The sequence below is a fragment of the Sporofaciens sp. St.21A7 genome (assembly GCF_059728535.1).
This window is the reverse complement of the sequence record NZ_BAAGFN010000001.1, coordinates 2,638,067-2,656,648: the sequence shown is the minus strand read 5'-3', so window position 1 is coordinate 2,656,648 and position 18,582 is coordinate 2,638,067. Positions and strand designations below refer to the sequence as shown.

Here is an 18,582-nt window from a genome sequence, read left to right as displayed (position 1 = left end):
GGGCTGTCCCTTTTACAGAATGAGTATTTTTTGTCAAAATAAGGCGATAAAATGTAATTGAGAAAACTGCCGGAAAATGATAAGATAGACATAAGGAGATATGATATAATCTTAGATATATTTCTTGAGCCGAACGGCCTTTGCAGTTCTGTTTTCGGAACAGTTACCCCATTTAGAAGATTAAGAATTTTATGACAGGAAGGAGAGATTGTATGTGAATGTATTGCGGAAATATTTTCCGATGCTTCGTACCCGAACACAACTATTAGAAGAGATACACGACAACGAAGAACTAAATAAAATTTTTAATAGCTGGGAGGAACAGAAACAGGAAGAATTTCTGGACTTCTGTACGGGTGCAAAAGGCATAAAGATGCTTTATGATTTTTGCGTTAAAGCAATATTAAATCCGGAAATTCATCCAGAGCGGATGGAAGAACTGATTTCGTTATTATTAGGAAAGAAAGTAAAACTCTTAAAGGTGCTTCCCAACGACAATACCCGTATTTCAGATGAGACCTCCTTATTGGTTATGGATTTTCTGGTACAGCTCGAGGATGGGAGCGTTGCAAATGTGGAAATCCAGAAAATCGGATATGCATTTCCCGGACAGAGGAGCGCTTGCTATTCGGCTGACTTGTTGTTACGGCAGTATCTTCAAGTTCGTGGACAAATGCCGAAAAAATCGTTTTCCTACCGCAAAATTTCAAATGTTTATACTATTGTTTTGTTTGAGAAAAGTCCGTCAGAATTTCATCAATTCCCAGAGCAATATCTACATAAATTCCAACAGGAGTCCGATACGGGACTTAAAATGAATCTTCTTCAGGAATTTGTCTTTGTTGCCCTTGACATTTTTAAGAAGAACCATCAGAATAGAACTATCAGGAAACGGCTTGAGGGTTGGCTTTCTTTTTTAAGCAGTGATAAACCAGAAGATATCATTGCATTGATTAAAAAGTATCCGGATTTTAAGCCAATGTATCAGCAGGTCTATGAGATTTGTCAAAATATTGAGCAGGTGATGGGAATGTTTTCAAAGGAATTGTATGAACTGGATCGGAATACGGTGTGGTATATGATTGATGAACTTAAAAAAGAGAATAAACGTTGGAAGGAAAAGGACAGACAGAATACGGAAGAAATCACACGTTTGAGAAAAGAAGTGGAAGAAATGAGGTCTGCTCTTCTGAAAGAATCGAGAGAGTTAGGGGAACAGGGCGTCTGATTTTTCATATTTAGGTAATCGAATACAGTAAAATATTTCCGAAAGAAGAGAAAAGCATAGATTTCATGCTTTTCTCTTCTTTATTTTTGCTTATAAACAGTAACTTATCCACAATGACTCCGAAAAATGGGCGATAATTCCCACTGTTTTCCACATTTACAAGGAAAGTTTTCCAACATTTTTCATATAGTGAGAGAAAAAGGCTTTTTATGCGGAATCAGAAAATCGAAAAAATGCTTCTCTACATATTCCTTCTTGCTTTCTTCACAGTTCTGGGAACGAATTACCTGAATGAAAAAGGGCAGTACTACGCCAGACAGCAGAAAACCGTCGATGACCCGGAGTTCCGCAGGGACTTTTTCTCAGACTCCATGCGTGAAAATCGGCAGTTACTATCAGAAGAGTGCAAAACTTTCCTCGATAATGTGGAAAACGATGTGAATTATCATCCAATTCCAGAGTCCATTGTGGATAAGTCCCTAAAAATTTCCTATACTGACGGATGGATGGTGGAGCGCAATTACAAGGGAAAACGGGGTCATGAAGGTACGGATATCATGGCAAACATTGATAAACGGGGGATTTATCCGGTTCTTTCCATGACGGACGGGGTCATTACCAACCTTGGATGGCTGGAAAAGGGAGGTTATCGCGTGGGAATTACTTCCAATAGTGGTATCTATTATTACTACGCTCATCTGGATTCCTACTCAAACATTGCGGAAGGGCAAAAAATCAAAGCAGGAGAGCTTCTGGGCTATATGGGGGACTCCGGATATGGGCCGGAGGGAACAAAAGGACAGTTCGCCGTTCACCTTCACGTGGGAATTTATACGGTCAAAGACGGGGCAGAAATCAGTGTCAATCCCTACCACGTCCTCCGGTTTCTGGAAGATAAGAAACTAAAGTATGAATTCGGCCAGTAAAGGATTCAGTAAACGAATTTTTTTCAACATCTTATAGAGTTACTTTCCCAGATGTGTTATACTAAATTTCATATGTATACCCCAAGGGCACACCGTAATTCATGCCCCTTGCGGGGCGGGCGGACTTCGTCCGGTAAGGTATACCCAAAGGGGCACACCGTAATTCATGCCCCTTGCGGGGCGGGCGGACTTCGTCCGGTAAGGTATACCCAAAGGGGCACACCGTAATTCATGCCCCTTGCGGGGCGGACGGACTTCGTCCGGTAAGGTATGCCTAAGGTATACTCAGAAATGGTGAGACAGGAGGAGATTCCATGAATCTGCCAGCGATATTTGAGGAAAAGATGCGGGGGCTTCTGGGCGGGGAAATGGACGCATATCTGGCATGTTATGAAGAGCCGAGATATTATGGGCTGCGCGTAAATACAGGGAAGATTTCCGTAGGAGAGTTCCGGAAAATCTGTCCCTTTGAGATTACGCCCATTCCATGGATTGAAAATGGTTTTTATTATGACGGGGAAAAGGTATCGCCTGCAAAGCATCCTTATTACTTTGCAGGATTGTACTATCTACAAGAGCCCAGCGCCATGACCCCGGCGAACCGGCTTCCTATTGAGCCCGGCGATAGAGTCTTAGATGTCTGTGCGGCCCCCGGTGGGAAAGCGACGGAACTTGGGGCAAGGCTTAGGGGAGAAGGGCTTCTGATTGCCAACGATATCAGCAGTTCCAGGGCGAAGGGGCTGTTGAAAAATATTGAAGTGTTCGGGATTGGAAATGTAGCGGTGCTATGTGAAGAACCCGGAAAGCTTGAGGCTTATTTTCCGGAATATTTCGACAAAATATTGATTGACGCGCCATGTTCCGGCGAAGGGATGTTCCGAAAGGATAAGAAGATGGTGAAAGCATGGGAAGAACACGGCCCGGAATATTTCGCCAATATCCAGAAGGGCATTATCCGCCAGGCCGCAAGGATGCTTCGGCCAGGCGGCAAGATGCTGTATTCCACGTGTACCTTCGACAGCCGTGAAAATGAACAGATTATCGAAGGGCTTAAAAAGGAGTATCCCCAATTTCGTATTCTGGACATCCGTCCCTATGAAGGTTTTTGTCCGGGAATACCAGAGGAGGCACGGTCAAAGGATGAGGAGCTTAGGAAGACCGTGCGGATATTCCCTCACAAAATGAAGGGGGAAGGGCATTATCTCGCTTTACTGCAAAAAGGAGAAGAGGATTTTCCTTCTTTTGGAGGCAATACCGGAAAGGCCGGGCAAAAGCTAAAAGCAGGAGTAAAATTACCGGAAGCGGCGGAACATTTTTTCCGTGCTATTTCATGGGAAATGGACAGGGCGCGGTTTGAATTGCGGGGGGAGCGGCTTTTCTATATGCCGGACGGGCTTTCGGATGTCCGAGGAATCCGGTTCCTGCGCACCGGGCTTTTGCTTGGGGAACTCAAGAAGAACCGGTTCGAGCCGAGCCAGGCCCTTGCCATGTGCCTGAAAAAAGAAGAATATGCAGATTCCATTGATTTTTCGGCAGATGATTCCCGGGTCTTCCGATATCTGAAGGGGGAGACGCTGGATGTTGCAGATTTGGTGAAATCCGGTGACAAGGCATGGCAGTTGGTCTGCGTAGACGGTTTTCCGCTGGGATGGGGGAAAATCTCTCAAGGAACTCTGAAAAACAAATATCTGCCGGGATGGAGGCTGTGCTGATATAGAGCCAATATGAGAATAACAAGAGAAATTGTATGGGATTGGAGGTTATGCCATGATTCGGCTGGATAAGTATCTGGCGGATATGGGAGCCGGAACCCGTCAGGAAGTGAAACGCAAGATCCGCAAAGGGCTGGTTTCGGTGAACCATAAGACGGCCGGCGCCCCTGACTTGAAAATAAGGGAAGGGGAGGATGTGGTTTCAGTGGAGGGACGGGAAATCGGATATGCCGCATATGAGTATTATATGCTGAACAAACCGGCGGGCGTGGTATCTGCCACAACTGATTCCCGGGATTTGACGGTGGTAGACCTGATACAGGAAAAACGGCGCAAGGATTTATTTCCTGTGGGGAGGCTTGACAAGGATACGGAAGGGCTGCTTCTGATTACCAACGACGGCTTGCTGGCCCATCGTCTTTTGTCTCCCCGCTGCCACGTAGATAAGACATATTATGCCAGAATCCGCGGGGCCGTCACGCAGGAGGACGTCCTTGCATTTGCAGAAGGAGTAGATATCGGAGAGGACGGGCAGGTAGAGCGGACGATGCCTGGAATCCTTGAGGTGCTTACCAGCAATGCAGAATCGGAGATTCGGCTGACCATACAGGAAGGAAAGTACCATCAGGTAAAACGCATGTTTCTGGCCGTAGGTAAGGAAGTGACCTATCTGAGACGGGAGCGGATGGGGACGCTGGTTCTGGATATGGATTTAAAGCCTGGAGAATACCGGCTGCTTACCGACGAAGAGAAGAAAGGGATCGGGGCAAGCGGTTTGGCGTAAATGGCTGGAAGCAAAGAGAAAGGAAGTTCGGAATGTTAGAGACGAAAATGCTTGAAGATATTGATGCGGTGATTTTTGATATGGATGGGACGCTGATTGATTCCATGTGGATTTGGCCTTCCATCGACGAGGACTTTTTTGAAAAATACAATTTGGTGGAACCGGAGAATTTCCATGAAAATATTGAAGGGATGAGCTATACGGAAGTTGTGCATTTTTTCCTTGAAGCATTCCCAACCCTCAAACGGACGCCTGAGCAAATCATGGATGAATGGACTGAGATGGCGCGTGACCGCTATATGAACGAGGCTCCCTTAAAGACGGGAGTGCATGGGTTTATCCTGGAAATGAAACGCCAGGGGAAAAAGATTGGAATTGCAACCAGTAATGGGCGGGCCCTTGTGGAAGATACGTTGAATGCGCTTGGGGTTTCCCAATATTTTGACGTGGTCAGGACGGCCTGTGAGGCAGGAAAGGGGAAACCTGCGCCAGACGTCTACCTTCTGGTAGCGAAGGAACTAGGCGTTTCCCCCGGCCATTGCCTGGTGTTCGAGGATGTCCCTATGGGTATCCTTGCGGGGAAAAATGCAGGGATGAAAGTGTGTGCCGTTGACGATGCATTTTCCCGTATCCAGGAGGAGAAGAAGAAAAGCCTAGCCGATTATTACATATACGATTATGATGATATCAAAAATGAAACTTATGAGGTGCTTTAGATGAATTCTGGTTTTTTACCTGTTTGCAGGCGGGAGATGGAAGAGCGGGGTTGGGAATCTGTGGATTTCGTCTATGTGTCAGGAGACGCATATGTAGACCACCCGTCTTTCGGGCATGCGATTATCACGAGAGTCCTTGAAGCCCATGGATACCGGGTGGGAATCATCCCGCAGCCGGACTGGAAGAATCCTTCAAGCATTACGGAGTTCGGGGAGCCAAGGCTTGGGTTCCTGGTGTCTGCCGGTAATATGGATTCCATGGTCAACCATTACTCTGTGTCGAAGAAACGGCGGAAAACGGATGCATTTAGCCCGGGCGGCGTGACAGGGAGACGCCCGGACTATGCCGTGGTGGTATATGGGAACCTTATCCGGCAGGTGTATAAGAAAACGCCGGTGATTCTTGGCGGAATTGAGGCGAGCCTTAGGCGGCTTGCACATTATGATTACTGGTCGGACAGGCTCAAACGCTCCGTTCTTCTGGATTCTTCGGCGGATATCATTTCCTATGGGATGGGGGAACGTTCCATTGTGGAGATCGCGGAGGCGTTAGAGAGCGGGATTGCCGTCAATGACATTACGTTTGTACCGGGTACGGTCTATAAAACGAAGAATTTGGACAGTGTGTATGACGGTATCATGCTGCCGGGATATGACGAAATGAAAGCGGACAGGCTTTCGTATGCCAGAAGTTTTTATACACAGTATTGCAATACAGACCCGTTTTCCGCCAAAAGGCTCATCGAGCCCTATGGGGAGCATCTGTTCGTGGTACAGAATATGCCTTCCATGCCTCTTAGCCAGGAGGAAATGGATTCGGTATACAGCCTTCCATATATGCGGACATACCATCCGTCCTATGAGAAGGATGGGGGCGTCCCTGCCATTGCGGAGGTGAAGTTTAGCCTTGTCAGTAACCGTGGTTGCTTCGGCGGATGTAATTTCTGTGCATTGACCTTTCATCAGGGGCGGATTCTACAGGCCAGAAGCCATGAATCTCTAATCGAAGAAGCAGAAACACTGATAAAGGAACCGGATTTTAAAGGATACATCCACGATGTAGGAGGCCCTACGGCGAATTTCCGGCATCCCTCCTGCCAGAAGCAGTTATCCCATGGAGTATGCAAGGATCGGCAATGCCTGTTTCCCAAGCCTTGCCCCAATCTGAAAGCAAGCCATCAGGATTATGTGAATCTGCTCCGGAAACTTAGGAACCTGCCTGGGGTAAAGAAAGTATTCATCCGTTCCGGAATCCGGTTCGATTATGTAATGGAAGATCCGGATGATACGTTTTTCCTTGAATTGTGCGAACACCATATAAGCGGGCAGCTAAAGGTCGCGCCGGAACATGTGTCGGACGGGGTCCTTAGGAAGATGGGAAAGCCTGCCAACCGTGTATATCAGGCTTTCGGGAAAAAATATCAGGAGCTTAATAAGAAGCTCAATAAGAAACAGTATCTTGTGCCGTATCTGATGTCTTCCCATCCCGGTTCGACGATGAGAGAAGCGGTGGAGCTGGCCGAATATATTCGTGATTTGAAATATATGCCGGAACAGGTGCAGGATTTTTACCCCACGCCTTCGACGATTTCTACCTGCATGTATTATACAGGCGTAGATCCAAGAGACATGACGCCGGTATATGTGCCTAAGAACCCTCACGAAAAAGCGCTGCAGCGGGCATTGATACAGTACCGGGATCCAAAGAATTACGATTTGGTGATGGAAGCGCTGAAATTAGCGGGAAGGCTGGATTTGGTAGGATACGATTCCCGCTGCCTGATACGTCCGAAACAGGAAAGAACCCGCGGCTTTGGAGTCCATGCCGACGCCGCCCGTGCGAAGGGCGTATGTGTGGGCGGCCCAAAAAAGAAAAAGAAGACAATCCGTAATATCCATAAGAAAAAGTGAGAAAATAGAGAATATCAAATATTATAGATGATAGCGCAAACAGGAGGTGAAGTTTCTATGAAAATCGCAGTAGTGACCGGAGCATCCTCCGGTATCGGAAGGGAATTTGCCCTACAGATTCCCAGGCTTTACAAGAACTTAGATGAAATCTGGGTGATGGCAAGAAGGACAGAGCGCCTGGAAGAACTGAAAAAACAGATTTACATCCCTGTCAGAATTTTTGACGGGGATATGCAGCGGGACTATATTTTTGAGCGGCTTAAAAAAGAGCTTGACAGGCGAAGCGCCAATATCCGTATGCTGGTCAATGCCGCAGGATACGGAAAAGTAGGTGTTTTCGGCCAGATTGATTCCCAGGAACAGTTGGGAATGATCACATTAAATTGCCAGGCTTTGACAAAAATAACTCATATCTGCTTGCCATATCTGGCAAATGGAAGTAGAATAATGAATATTGCATCGTCCGCTGCCTTCGCGCCGCAGCCTGGATTTGCCGTATACGCAGCTTCCAAGTCTTATGTATACAGCTTTTCTGCGGCCCTTAGGGAAGAACTTCGTCCGAAAGGAATCGTTGTGACTGTGGTATGCCCAGGCCCGGTAGATACGGAATTCTTCCGGCGTTCCGGGAAACTGCCGAATCCATTCAAGGATTCCGTGAAGGCAGACCCTAAACAAGTGGTCAGAATGGCGCTGTTAGATTCCGTCCGAAAGAGAAGGGTTTCCGTCTACGGCGCTGCCATGAAGTGTGCCCAAGTTGCGGCCAAAACCGTGCCAGATGCACTGACGGCCTACATTCTTGGACGGGCAAACCAGATTGGCAGGATGAATGAATTTTAAGATAAAGAAGGTAGGGCAGATGAAAATAGAAAAAGGACAGCCCGGGTATCTGAAAGCATTAAAGTCCAAATACCTGACATGGGCATTGGCGGAATTTGCAATCGTAGCAGCGGTCTTTATCCTGGGGTACGTCCAGACAAAGACCAAACAGAATCTTTTTACGATTGTGGCGGTGGTAGGCTGCCTTCCGGCGGCAAAGATGCTGGTAGAATACATCACCGTTTCTCCCCATAAGGGAATCGAACCAGAAAAATACATGGAGATTGAGGAAAAAGCGCCTCTTGTCATGCGGATTTATGATCTGTTAATTACCAGCACGGAAAAGGCGATGCCAATCGACGCGCTGGTCATATCCGGGCACGTGGTCTGTGGTTACGCAGGCAGCCCCCGCACAGACGAAGCGGCTGTGGCGAAACATATTAAGGATGTGCTGAAGGATAACCGGTACGATAAGATGACCGTCAAGATTTTCCATGATTACGCCATGTTCTTGGCTCGGGCAGAAGGACTGAATAATATTGCCGCCGTGGAACGCCCGGAGGATGACCAAAACGAAAGAAACATCCGAAATGTACTATTTAGTATTTCTATGTAGGACAGATGCGCAGTTATTTGCGTAGCAAAGATAAGGACTACTACAAAACAGGGGGAACCATGAAAGAAATCATTGTCGGAAAGAATGAAGCCGGACAGAGGCTTGACAAACTTCTGAAAAAGTATCTGAACGAAGCCCCGGCGGGTTTTCTCTACAAGATGCTCCGCAAGAAGAACATTGTACTGAACGGAAAGAAGGCGATGGGGAACGAGAAGCTGTCTCAGGGCGACAGCATCCGTCTCTATCTTGCCGATGAGACGCTTGGAAGATTTTCTTCCGGGTCGGATAAGCGCTGCACAGAAGGCGCATTTCCGGCAGCCAAGATGCCGATAGAGATTATCTATGAAGATGATGATTTGCTGCTGCTCAATAAGCCTTCTGGTATGTTGTCCCAGAAAGCAGAAAAAGATGATACTTCTGTTGTAGAACTGGTTGTTTCTTATCTGTTGGGGAAACAGGAGATTGAGGAAAAAGACCTGCTTTTGTTCAGGCCTTCCGTTTGTAACCGTTTAGACCGCAATACCAGCGGAATGATCATTGCCGGGAAGAGCCTGCCGGGTTCCCAGGCTATGGCACAGCTGCTAAAAGAGCGTACCCTTAAAAAGTACTACTTATGCGCCGTGAAAGGGCGGATCACAAAAGGGCAGCGGATTCAGGGATTTTTGAAAAAGGACGGCCGGAAGAACTTGGTACAAATCATTCCTCATCAGACGGACTTTCAAGGGGATGGAGCCCCCATTGAGACGGAGTATCTTCCGTTGGCATGGAATGAGAAGCTGACGCTTCTGAAAGTCCATCTGATTACGGGAAAGTCCCACCAGATTCGGGCGCATCTTGCCTCCATCGGGAATCCGCTGGTGGGCGACTACAAATACGGCGACCGTGGTTTCAATGACGGTTACAGGACGAGGTTCGGGATTGATTCCCAGCTCCTCCACGCATACCAGATTACCTTTCCGGCGATTGAGGGGGCGTGCGCGGCGGTTTCCGGCAAGACATTTACGGCAAAGCTGCCAGAGAAATTCCAAAGGATGATTAGGGAGACGGCATGGGAACATGGAATTCAAGAGGCCTTAGAGGTTCAACACTAGAAGAGATGGTCAACCGGACCAACGAATGGTATTTAGAGAAGGGGCTTGCGCTGATTCAGAAGATACCGACGCCCATTACGCCTGTGAAGATGGATAAGGAACACCGGCATATCACCCTTGCCTATTTTGATAAGCGCAGTACCATCGACTATATCGGCGCCGTGCAAGGGATTCCCATCTGCTTTGATGCAAAGGAATGTGTTGCAAAGACGTTTCCCTTGCAGAATATCCATGAGCATCAGGTGAAGTTTATGGAGGAGTTTGAACGCCAGGGGGGGATTGCCTTCATACTTATTTATTATTCTTCCGAAAATGTTCTCTATTATATGCGGTTTGCAGAGCTATGCAGATTCTGGAACCGGGCAAAAGAGGGAGGAAGAAAGAGTTTCCGTTTTGATGAATTGGATTCCAGATTCTTTTTGGAATTCCTCAGGGGATGTTATGTCCCTTATCTGGACGTCATGAATCTGGATTTGGAGATTCGGGATGAAGAAGACAAAACTTGACAAAATTTAGGAAAATGCTTATAATTCTATACGGTTTAATATAGTAGTATACTAAAGCAGCAGCAAAATGCATTCAGGAGGTACTATGAAAAGAGTATTACATACTCCGGAAGGAGTCCGAGATATATATAATGTAGAATGTGGAAAAAAACTTACCTTGGAAGGGCATCTGAAAAAGATTTTCCAGTTATACGGATATCATGACATCCAGCCGCCTACCTTTGAATATTTTGATGTGTTCCGGAAAGAGATTGGGACGATTCCCTCCAAAGACTTGTATAAGTTCTTTGATAAGGACGGGAATACCCTTGTCCTGCGTCCGGATTTCACACCGTCTATCGCCAGATTTTCCGCGACGCTGTTAAAGGATGTGGCTATGCCGGTACGGCTGTGCTATACGGGTAATACGTTTATCAGCCATTCCAACTATCAGGGACGGCTTCGTGAGACGACCCATATGGGCGCCGAGCTGATGGGAGACGCATCCGTGGAGGCGGATGCCGAGATGCTTGCGCTGGTCATTGAGTGTCTGCTGACCATAGGCTTAAAGGAGTTTCAGCTCAGCGTGGGAAACGTTGATTTCTTCCAGAGCCTTATAGAGGACGCATGCCTCGACGAGGACGCCGAGGAACGGGTCCGTGAACTCATCAATAACCGGAATTTTTTTGGTGTGGAAGAATTCTTAGACAGTATCCAGGTGAAACGCAGTTCCAAGGAGGCGTTTGCCGCGCTGAACGATTTGGTGGGCGGGATTGCAACGCTGACGCAGGCGAAGAATATTGCCCCCAATTCAAAGGGAGTCAAGGCAATCCGAAGACTGGAAAAAATTTACGATATTTTGAAGCTATATGGTGTAGAAAAATTTGTCACTTTTGATTTCAGTATGAGTGGTACTTATGGTTACTACTCTGGGATTATTTTCCGGGTCTATACGTTCGGTACGGGAGACGCCATAGTAAAGGGCGGCAGGTACGACCATCTGACCGAAAAATTCGGGAAGAAATCTCCGGCGATTGGATTTGCCATCGTAATCGACGAACTGATGAACGCCCTTATCCGGCAGAAGGTCCGCATCGTCTATACGAGAAAGAATACCATCATCCTGTATGACCCGGAGCGGAAACGGGAAGCGATTTCCCTTGCCAGGGATTTCAGGAGGAAGGCGAAGAATACAGAGCTGATTCGCAGGGATTTGGCCCGGGGACTGGAGGAATATGTGGCCTACGGCAATGAATATTATGCCGGGAACCTGATTTATCTGGACCGTTCCGGGGAGATTACCATGGTCAACCTTGTCACCGGCGAGCATAAAATATTGAACGGCGGCACGGAAGACGGCGGGGATAACAATAAGGACAGCAACGCAGAAAACACCACAGATAGGAGTTCATAAGACGATGAGATACCTGACATTTGCTTTGGGGAAGGGACGTCTGGCGGAACAGACGTTAAAATTATTCGAGAAGATCGGGATTACCTGCGAAGAGATGAAGGACAAGGATTCCCGCAAGCTGATTTTTGTCAATGAGCCGATGAAGCTTAAATTTTTCCTTGCCAAGGGACCGGATGTGCCGACTTACGTGGAGTATGGAGCGGCGGATATCGGCGTCGTGGGGAAGGATACGATATTGGAAGAGGGGCGCAAAGTCCATGAGGTGCTGGACTTAGGATATGGAAAGTGCAGGATGTGTGTCTGCGGGCATCCGGACGCAGAACCGCTGCTGAAACATCATGAGCTGATTCGGGTCGCCACAAAGTATCCCAATATCACCAAGGACTATTTTTACAACACGAAGCATCAGACGGTGGAAATCATTAAACTAAACGGTTCCATCGAACTGGCTCCCATCGTGGGGCTGTCGGAGGTAATTGTAGATATTGTGGAGACAGGGACGACCCTGAAAGAGAATGGCTTAGAAGTGTTGGAAGAGGTATGTCCCTTATCCGCAAGAATGATCGTCAATCCTGTGAGCATGCGGATGGAGAGCGTACGGATCAAGAATCTTCTGGTACAGCTCAGGGCGCAGCTTATTGACTAAAATAACACGGATGGGCGTTCAGAAGCCGACTCAAAAAGATAGAAAGAAGGAAGAACATGAGAATACAATATTTAGATAATACTGCAAAACAGAATCTATTAGAAAATCTCTTAAAGCGCAGCCCAAACCAGTACGGGGAATACGAGAAAGCAGTCACGGATATCCTGAACCGGGTGAAGGAAGAGGGAGATTCTGCTCTTTTTGCATATACGGAAAAATTTGACGGCGCACATATGGACGCAGGAAGTATCCGGGTCACAGAGGCAGAAATCGAAGAAGCATACCGTCTTGTTGAGCCGGGACTTCTGTCCACTATCCGCAAGGCGCTCCGCAATATTGAAGATTATCATGCCAAGCAGCGGCAGTATAGCTGGTTCGACAGCAAACCGGACGGCACGATGCTGGGGCAGAAGGTGACGCCCCTTGAGCGGGTAGGCGTGTATGTGCCGGGAGGAAAGGCGGTTTATCCCTCTTCCGTGTTAATGAATATTATTCCGGCAAAGGTCGCGGGAGTAGAGGAGATTGTTATGGTGACGCCTCCGGGAAGGGACGGGAAGGCGGCTGCAAATACGCTGGTGGCCGCAAAAGAAGCAGGAGCGGATATCATCTATAAGGCAGGCGGCGCACAGGCAATCGGGGCGTTGGCGTACGGAACCGAGAGCATTCCCAAGGTGGATAAAATCGTGGGACCGGGAAATATCTATGTGGCGTTGGCGAAAAAGGCGGTCTACGGGCATGTCAGTATTGATTCAGTAGCTGGTCCCAGCGAAATTCTGGTCATTGCGGATGAGACGGCAAATCCAAGGTTCGTGGCGGCAGACCTGTTGTCGCAGGCGGAGCATGACGAACTGGCTTCGGCAATCCTGGTAACGACCAGTAAGACTCTTGCAGAGAAGGTCTCGGAAGAAGTAGATGAATTTTTAAAGGTACTGCCAAGAAAGGAGATCATCCAGAAATCTCTGGAGCAGTACGGATATATTCTGGTAGCGGATACTATGGAGGACGCCATTGCCGTGGCAAATGACATTGCCTCTGAGCATCTGGAAATCCAGACCAAAGATCCCTATGATGTGATGATGAAGATCCGCAATGCAGGCGCGATTTTTATCGGGGAATACTCCAGCGAACCTTTGGGCGATTATTTTGCAGGCCCGAACCATATCCTCCCCACCAACGGTACGGCCAGGTTCTTTTCCCCGCTGTCTGTGGATGATTTTATCAAAAAATCCAGCATCATTGCCTATTCCAGGAGTGCGCTTCATGCGGTACATGAAGAAATCGAGCGGTTCGCGGAAGCGGAACAATTGTCTGCCCACGCAAACTCAGTCAGAGTACGTTTTTCACAGGAGGATTGAGCGTATGGAGAGAAAAGTATCCTTGAACAGGACGACGAAAGAAACGGATGTATCGGTTACGCTTAATCTTGACGGAACCGGGATAACGGAAATTGATACGGGAATCGGGTTTTTTGACCATATGCTTGACGGCTTTGCAAGGCACGGGCTGTTTGATTTAGCGGTGAAGGTCAGGGGGGATCTTCCTGTGGACTGCCACCACACCGTCGAGGATACGGGAATCGTGCTCGGCCAGGCAATCCACAAGGCTTTGGGGAAGAAAGCAGGAATCAAACGGTATGGGTATTTTATCCTGCCAATGGACGAAACCCTTGCATTGTGCGCCATTGATTTGTCAGGCAGGCCTTATCTTAAATTTGACGCAGAGTTCACGGCTATGCGTCTTGGCACGCTGGATACAGAAATGCTGCGGGAGTTCTTCTATGCCGTATCTTACGGCGGGATGATGAATCTCCATCTTCGTATTCTGGACGGTGAGAACAACCACCACAAGGCCGAGGCGCTGTTCAAGAGTTTCGGGAAAGCCCTTGACATGGCAACGCAGGAGGAGCCAAGGATAAAAGAAGCATGGACTACGAAGGGAACTTTATAAAGGAGATGAAGTGATGAGTTATAAAAGATTGATCCCCTGTATCTTCATTGCAGCGGGTAGGGCGGTAAGGTGGTTCGACGACCGTACCGTAATCGCAGAGGACGCCGTTGAGCTTGCGAAACGTTACAGCGACGGCGGCGCGGACGAACTGATCGTGTTTGACCTGTCGGACTATGCGGATGAACATGACGAGGCAATCGACCTGATGAAGCGGATGAATCGGATTATCCGGATTCCCATGGTGGCAGGGGGGAACGTGAAACGACAGGAGGATATCAAGAAAATTCTCTATGCCGGCTCCAAACGGGCGATACTGAATTTTTCCAAACAGGACAGTATCAAACTCATCGAGGACGCCGCAAAACGGTTCGGGAAAGAGAAGCTGGCAGTGTCTCTGAACGATTTCGATGCTTTGTTCAAGCACCAGCATGTGATACAGGAATATTGCAGCGAGATTATTTTCATGCACAGGCTGGATTTGAACTCTGTGGCAAATATTACGGACATTCCATGTGTCGTTGTGACGGATACCATGGAAATCCCAGAGCTTTTTAAGATTTTACAATCATCTGGAGTCAGGGGATTGTCAGGCAGGTTCGTAAGCCAGCCGGATATGGATTTTCCCTCCTTCAAAGAGCAGTGTGAACAGAAGGGCGTCCGTATGACTTCTTTTGAGAGTATGATTGAGTTCTCAGAATTCAAAACGAATGAACAAGGGCTGATTCCGGTCATCGTACAGCATTATAAGACGCAGGAAGTTTTGATGCTGGCGTATATGAACCGGGAAGCCTTCTATCAGACCGTAAAGACCGGACGTATGACTTATTTCAGCCGGAGTAGGCAGTCCCTCTGGGTCAAAGGCGAGACCAGCGGGCATTTCCAGTATGTGAAGTCCCTGACTCTGGACTGTGACAATGATACGCTTCTAGCCAAGGTAGATCAGGTGGGGGCTGCGTGCCATACCGGCAATCCTACCTGTTTCTTCCAACATCTGGCAGGAAATGACGTTGACGAGACCAACCCCCTTAGGGTGTTCGAGTCGGTGTATCAGGTGATTGCAGACAGGAAGGAACATCCTAAGGAAGGGTCATACACCAACTACCTGTTTGAGAAAGGAATCGATAAGATTCTCAAGAAAATCGGCGAGGAAGCGACGGAGGTCGTAATTGCCGCGAAGAACCCCAATGCGGAGGAAATCAAGTATGAGCTATCGGATTTCCTGTATCATGCCATGGTGCTGATGGTACTCAAAGGCGTCACATGGGATGACATTGTGAGGGAACTTGCAGATCGATAGCGATTGAGCGGCTTACAAATCCGATGGCATGAGAGAATATGTCATGGCTTTAAAAGTCATAGGAACGGCAGCGCTGGCATATATTTTCCTGAGGTGATGAACGTGAATGATTCTGAAAAAAGAAGGCAGAGACTTTTAGAGCAGACTAGGGAATTATATGGTGAGAAACGTACCATCCCAGCGGTACATCCCCGATACGGCGCGGCCTACCGTCAAATCTACAGTGATGAACAGCAGCCGATTCCGCCCAGCAGTTTTGGGATTCGATTATTTTTGTGCCTGCTGTTGTTTGCAGCCTTTGTCTCTATGGACAAGAATAAGAGCGAAGTCATGCACGTCGATAGCAGTCGAATTGTGGATGAGATTACGACGGATTTGGATGTGGTGGAAGTCTGGAAGGAGCTGTAGTTTACTACAGCTCTTTTTTGATCTATCTTACTTTGTCCCGAATATACGGTCGCCGGCATCCCCAAGCCCCGGCACGATATATTTATGCTCGTTCAGATGGTCGTCCAATGCCCCGATGTATAGCGCAACGTCGGGATGTTCTGATTTCATCCGTTCCACGCCTTCCGGCGCTGCAATGATACACAGGAAACGGATGTGTTTTACGCCTTTTTCTTTCAGCAGTTGGATTGCGGCGACCGAAGAGCCTCCGGTTGCCAGCATGGGATCTACCACGAACACTTCCCGCTCGTCGCAGTCTGCCGGAAGCTTGCAGTAGTATTCCACGGGCTTGAATGTCTCCGGGTCGCGGTACAGCCCGATGTGTCCTACCTTTGCCGCCGGTATCATCTTGAGTATCCCGTCTACCATTCCCAGCCCTGCCCGTAAAATCGGCACCACGGCAATTTTCTTCCCGCTTAGTTTCTTCCCCGTCATCTCGCAGATTGGGGTCTTGATTTTTACATCCTGTAGTTTCAGGTCCCGGGAAGCCTCATAGCACATGAGGGATGCGATCTCGCTTACGATTTCACGGAATTCTTTGGAACCTACATCTTCGCTGCGGATATAGTTAATCTTGTGCTGGATCAGCGGGTGATCCATTATCTGTACATTTGACATGTCTAAATCCTCCTTTTGCCATTATAAAGAAATCTTCTGTCTCTATCATACTACACTCTTGGAAAGTCTGCTATCAGTTTCGTGGCATTCTGTCTATAATTTTTACAAATAAATCACAGACTATTAGGAAATTGACCAGTTGATTTTATGGTTAAATACCGATATACTATAAAAACGGACATATTTCGACAAACTGCGTCTGTTCCGGGAATCCATTTTGGTTTGGATTCTACAAATGAATGAAAAAATATGACAGGAGAGATAAAAAAGTATGACGAATGTTCAGGAGTACAGAGGACATATCAGAAATTGGGAGGCGCTCTGTAAAGAGCTTGAGATTTGGACCGGACTTCCAAGGGAAGACCGGGAATTACAGATTCTTACGAAGGCTTATGAAAAATGGGGATATGACATGGCAGACCATCTGCATGGGATGTTCGCATTCGCACTGTGGGATGTAGACCGTCAGCAGCTTTTCTGCCTGCGTGACCATTTTGGGACGAAGCCGTTCTACTATTACCAGACAGAGGACGGGAAACTGCTCTATGGGACGACGATACGTAAGATTATGGAACAGCCTGGATTCGTAAAGGAATTGAACCAGGAGATGCTGCAGATTTATCTGAGCCTGACGTATGGGGCAGGAGAGGATACCTTTTTCAAAGGCGTGAAAAAACTTCTTCCCGGACGTTACCTGATATGGAAGGACGGGGAATTGAAGATTGAACGTTATTGGAAACCGGAGTTTCACCCGGACGAGAGTAAATCTTTGGAGGACTGGGCAGATGAAATCCACACAACCCTCCAGAAAATCATGCCAGAGGTAAAGACGGCAGAGGAGCATGCGGAGTCTTTCCTTTCCGGCGGCGTGGATTCTTCTTATGTGCTTGCCATGTCCGACATTAAGATGACGGATTCCTGCGGATATGACGAGGAACGCTTCGATGAGTCCCGGCTTGCCGCAGAAACGGCAAGAATCCTGGGACGGGAAAACTTGCGGCGTCGGATTACGCCGGAGGAATACTTCGACGCGGTTCCTTACGTGATGTACCATATGGAGCAGCCCTTGGGGGACGCCTCTTCGATTGTGTTTGCCCTTGCATGTAAGGCGGCGGCAGAGCATACGGAGATTTGTTATTCGGGGGAAGGCTCTGATGAATTCTTCGGCGGTTATAACATGTACCGCAATGCAGAGCGTTACGGGGAGAACTTAAAGACCTTCTATGTGGGCAACACCAATATCATGAAGGAGGACGAAAAGGCACGGATTCTCAAGAATTACTCCGAAGATGTGCTTCCGATTCATCTGGTGGAAGGAATTTACGAGGAGGCGGAAGGATTAGACCCGCTGACAAAGATGTCAGATGTGGATATCCAGATTTGGCTGGAGGGCGATATTTATCTGAATGTGGACAAGATGAGCACGGCCGCAGGGCTGGAAATCCGGATGCCTCTGACTGACCGCAGGATTTTTGACATTGCGTCGCGGATGCCTTCAAAATATAAAGTGGATAAGGAACAGAATAAGGTTGCGTTCCGGACTGCGGCGGCAAAGGTACTGCCTCAGGAAATCGCATTCCGCAAGAAGCTTGGGTTCATCGTCCCGATTCGTATCTGGATGGCGGACGAACGGTATAATCAGGATGTACGTGAAAAGTTCCACAGTGAGACGGCAGAGAAATTCTTCCATGTAGATGAGATTAATGCTATCTTTGACGAGTATGTAGGCGGGAACTCGGATAACTGGCGGAAGGTGTGGACGATTTACGCCTTTTTGGTATGGTATGAAGAGTATTTTGTGAAACGTTAAAAAATATCTGTTTTTTTGCAGCGCCTATTGGATGTGTCTGCCATTACTTTTTTGGGGATGAAGCCATAGGGATATGTAACAGTATCCCTATGGCTTCATTTTCGTTATTTTCTGTATT

18 protein-coding genes are annotated in these 18,582 nt (G+C 47.7%); 17 read left to right on the top strand and 1 reads right to left on the bottom strand.

Annotation, left to right across the window (positions count from 1 at the left end; all coding sequences use genetic code 11):
* Positions 1 to 214 precede the first annotated feature (214 nt).
* From AC6I3O_RS13040 to AC6I3O_RS12965, 16 genes are all read left to right on the top strand, one after another.
* The gene (locus AC6I3O_RS13040) at positions 215 to 1,228 is read left to right on the top strand and encodes a PD-(D/E)XK nuclease family transposase (RefSeq protein ID WP_497851264.1); all 1,014 of its coding nucleotides are present in this window, start codon (positions 215 to 217) and stop codon (positions 1,226 to 1,228) included.
* A 209-nt stretch (positions 1,229 to 1,437) separates the two neighbouring features.
* Positions 1,438 to 2,154, top strand: a complete 717-nt coding sequence (locus tag AC6I3O_RS13035) for a M23 family metallopeptidase (RefSeq protein ID WP_497851263.1) — start codon at positions 1,438 to 1,440, stop codon at positions 2,152 to 2,154.
* 314 nt (positions 2,155 to 2,468) lie between these two features.
* Entirely contained in the window at positions 2,469 to 3,866 is a 1,398-nt protein-coding gene (locus AC6I3O_RS13030; protein ID WP_497851262.1) for an RsmF rRNA methyltransferase first C-terminal domain-containing protein, read from the top strand.
* Between the two features lie 55 nt (positions 3,867 to 3,921).
* Complete coding sequence (locus tag AC6I3O_RS13025; RefSeq protein WP_497851261.1) at positions 3,922 to 4,650, top strand: pseudouridine synthase; 729 nt, start codon at positions 3,922 to 3,924, stop codon at positions 4,648 to 4,650.
* A 32-nt stretch (positions 4,651 to 4,682) separates the two neighbouring features.
* A complete protein-coding gene (locus AC6I3O_RS13020) occupies positions 4,683 to 5,366 on the top strand; it encodes an HAD family hydrolase (protein ID WP_497851260.1) in 684 nt (227 codons plus the stop codon).
* Entirely contained in the window at positions 5,367 to 7,277 is a 1,911-nt protein-coding gene (locus AC6I3O_RS13015) for a YgiQ family radical SAM protein (RefSeq protein WP_497851259.1), read from the top strand. It abuts the gene before it with no gap.
* 57 nt (positions 7,278 to 7,334) lie between these two features.
* Positions 7,335 to 8,114, top strand: a complete 780-nt coding sequence (locus tag AC6I3O_RS13010; RefSeq protein WP_497851258.1) for an SDR family NAD(P)-dependent oxidoreductase — start codon at positions 7,335 to 7,337, stop codon at positions 8,112 to 8,114.
* Positions 8,104 to 8,709, top strand: coding sequence for a hypothetical protein (locus AC6I3O_RS13005; RefSeq protein ID WP_497851257.1), 606 nt, complete (start codon positions 8,104 to 8,106; stop codon positions 8,707 to 8,709). Before AC6I3O_RS13010 ends, AC6I3O_RS13005 begins: the two co-directional genes overlap by 11 nt.
* Before the next feature lie 59 nt (positions 8,710 to 8,768).
* Positions 8,769 to 9,800, top strand: coding sequence for an RluA family pseudouridine synthase (locus AC6I3O_RS13000; protein WP_497851256.1), 1,032 nt, complete (start codon positions 8,769 to 8,771; stop codon positions 9,798 to 9,800).
* The gene (locus AC6I3O_RS12995) at positions 9,758 to 10,306 is read left to right on the top strand and encodes a Holliday junction resolvase RecU (RefSeq protein WP_497851255.1); all 549 of its coding nucleotides are present in this window, start codon (positions 9,758 to 9,760) and stop codon (positions 10,304 to 10,306) included. The genes AC6I3O_RS13000 and AC6I3O_RS12995 overlap by 43 nt, the downstream gene beginning before the upstream one ends.
* An 85-nt stretch (positions 10,307 to 10,391) precedes the next feature.
* On the top strand, positions 10,392 to 11,699 hold the full coding sequence (gene hisZ / locus AC6I3O_RS12990; RefSeq protein ID WP_497851254.1) for an ATP phosphoribosyltransferase regulatory subunit: 1,308 nt from the start codon (positions 10,392 to 10,394) through the stop codon (positions 11,697 to 11,699).
* Between the two features lie 4 nt (positions 11,700 to 11,703).
* The gene (hisG, locus tag AC6I3O_RS12985) at positions 11,704 to 12,345 is read left to right on the top strand and encodes an ATP phosphoribosyltransferase (RefSeq protein ID WP_497851253.1); all 642 of its coding nucleotides are present in this window, start codon (positions 11,704 to 11,706) and stop codon (positions 12,343 to 12,345) included.
* Positions 12,346 to 12,401: 56 nt separating this feature from the next.
* Positions 12,402 to 13,700 carry a histidinol dehydrogenase gene (gene hisD, locus AC6I3O_RS12980; RefSeq protein ID WP_497851252.1) on the top strand — a complete coding sequence of 433 codons (1,299 nt, stop codon included), beginning with the start codon at positions 12,402 to 12,404 and terminating at the stop codon, positions 13,698 to 13,700.
* A 4-nt stretch (positions 13,701 to 13,704) separates the two neighbouring features.
* Entirely contained in the window at positions 13,705 to 14,292 is a 588-nt protein-coding gene (gene hisB, locus AC6I3O_RS12975; RefSeq protein WP_497851251.1) for an imidazoleglycerol-phosphate dehydratase HisB, read from the top strand.
* A gap of 13 nt (positions 14,293 to 14,305) precedes the next feature.
* Positions 14,306 to 15,589, top strand: coding sequence for a bifunctional phosphoribosyl-AMP cyclohydrolase/phosphoribosyl-ATP diphosphatase HisIE (gene hisIE, locus AC6I3O_RS12970; protein WP_497851250.1), 1,284 nt, complete (start codon positions 14,306 to 14,308; stop codon positions 15,587 to 15,589).
* A gap of 102 nt (positions 15,590 to 15,691) precedes the next feature.
* Entirely contained in the window at positions 15,692 to 15,997 is a 306-nt protein-coding gene (locus AC6I3O_RS12965; protein ID WP_497851249.1) for a hypothetical protein, read from the top strand.
* Between the two features lie 27 nt (positions 15,998 to 16,024).
* Here AC6I3O_RS12965 and upp read toward each other — a convergent pair whose 3' ends face one another.
* The gene (upp, locus tag AC6I3O_RS12960; RefSeq protein ID WP_497851248.1) at positions 16,025 to 16,654 is read right to left on the bottom strand and encodes a uracil phosphoribosyltransferase; all 630 of its coding nucleotides are present in this window, start codon (positions 16,652 to 16,654) and stop codon (positions 16,025 to 16,027) included.
* 271 nt (positions 16,655 to 16,925) lie between these two features.
* On the opposite strand from upp, the gene asnB reads away from it, so the two are divergent.
* Positions 16,926 to 18,464 (top strand): asparagine synthase (glutamine-hydrolyzing), encoded by a 1,539-nt coding sequence (asnB, locus tag AC6I3O_RS12955; RefSeq protein ID WP_497851247.1) that lies wholly within the window; start codon positions 16,926 to 16,928, stop codon positions 18,462 to 18,464.
* Positions 18,465 to 18,582: the final 118 nt, after the last annotated feature.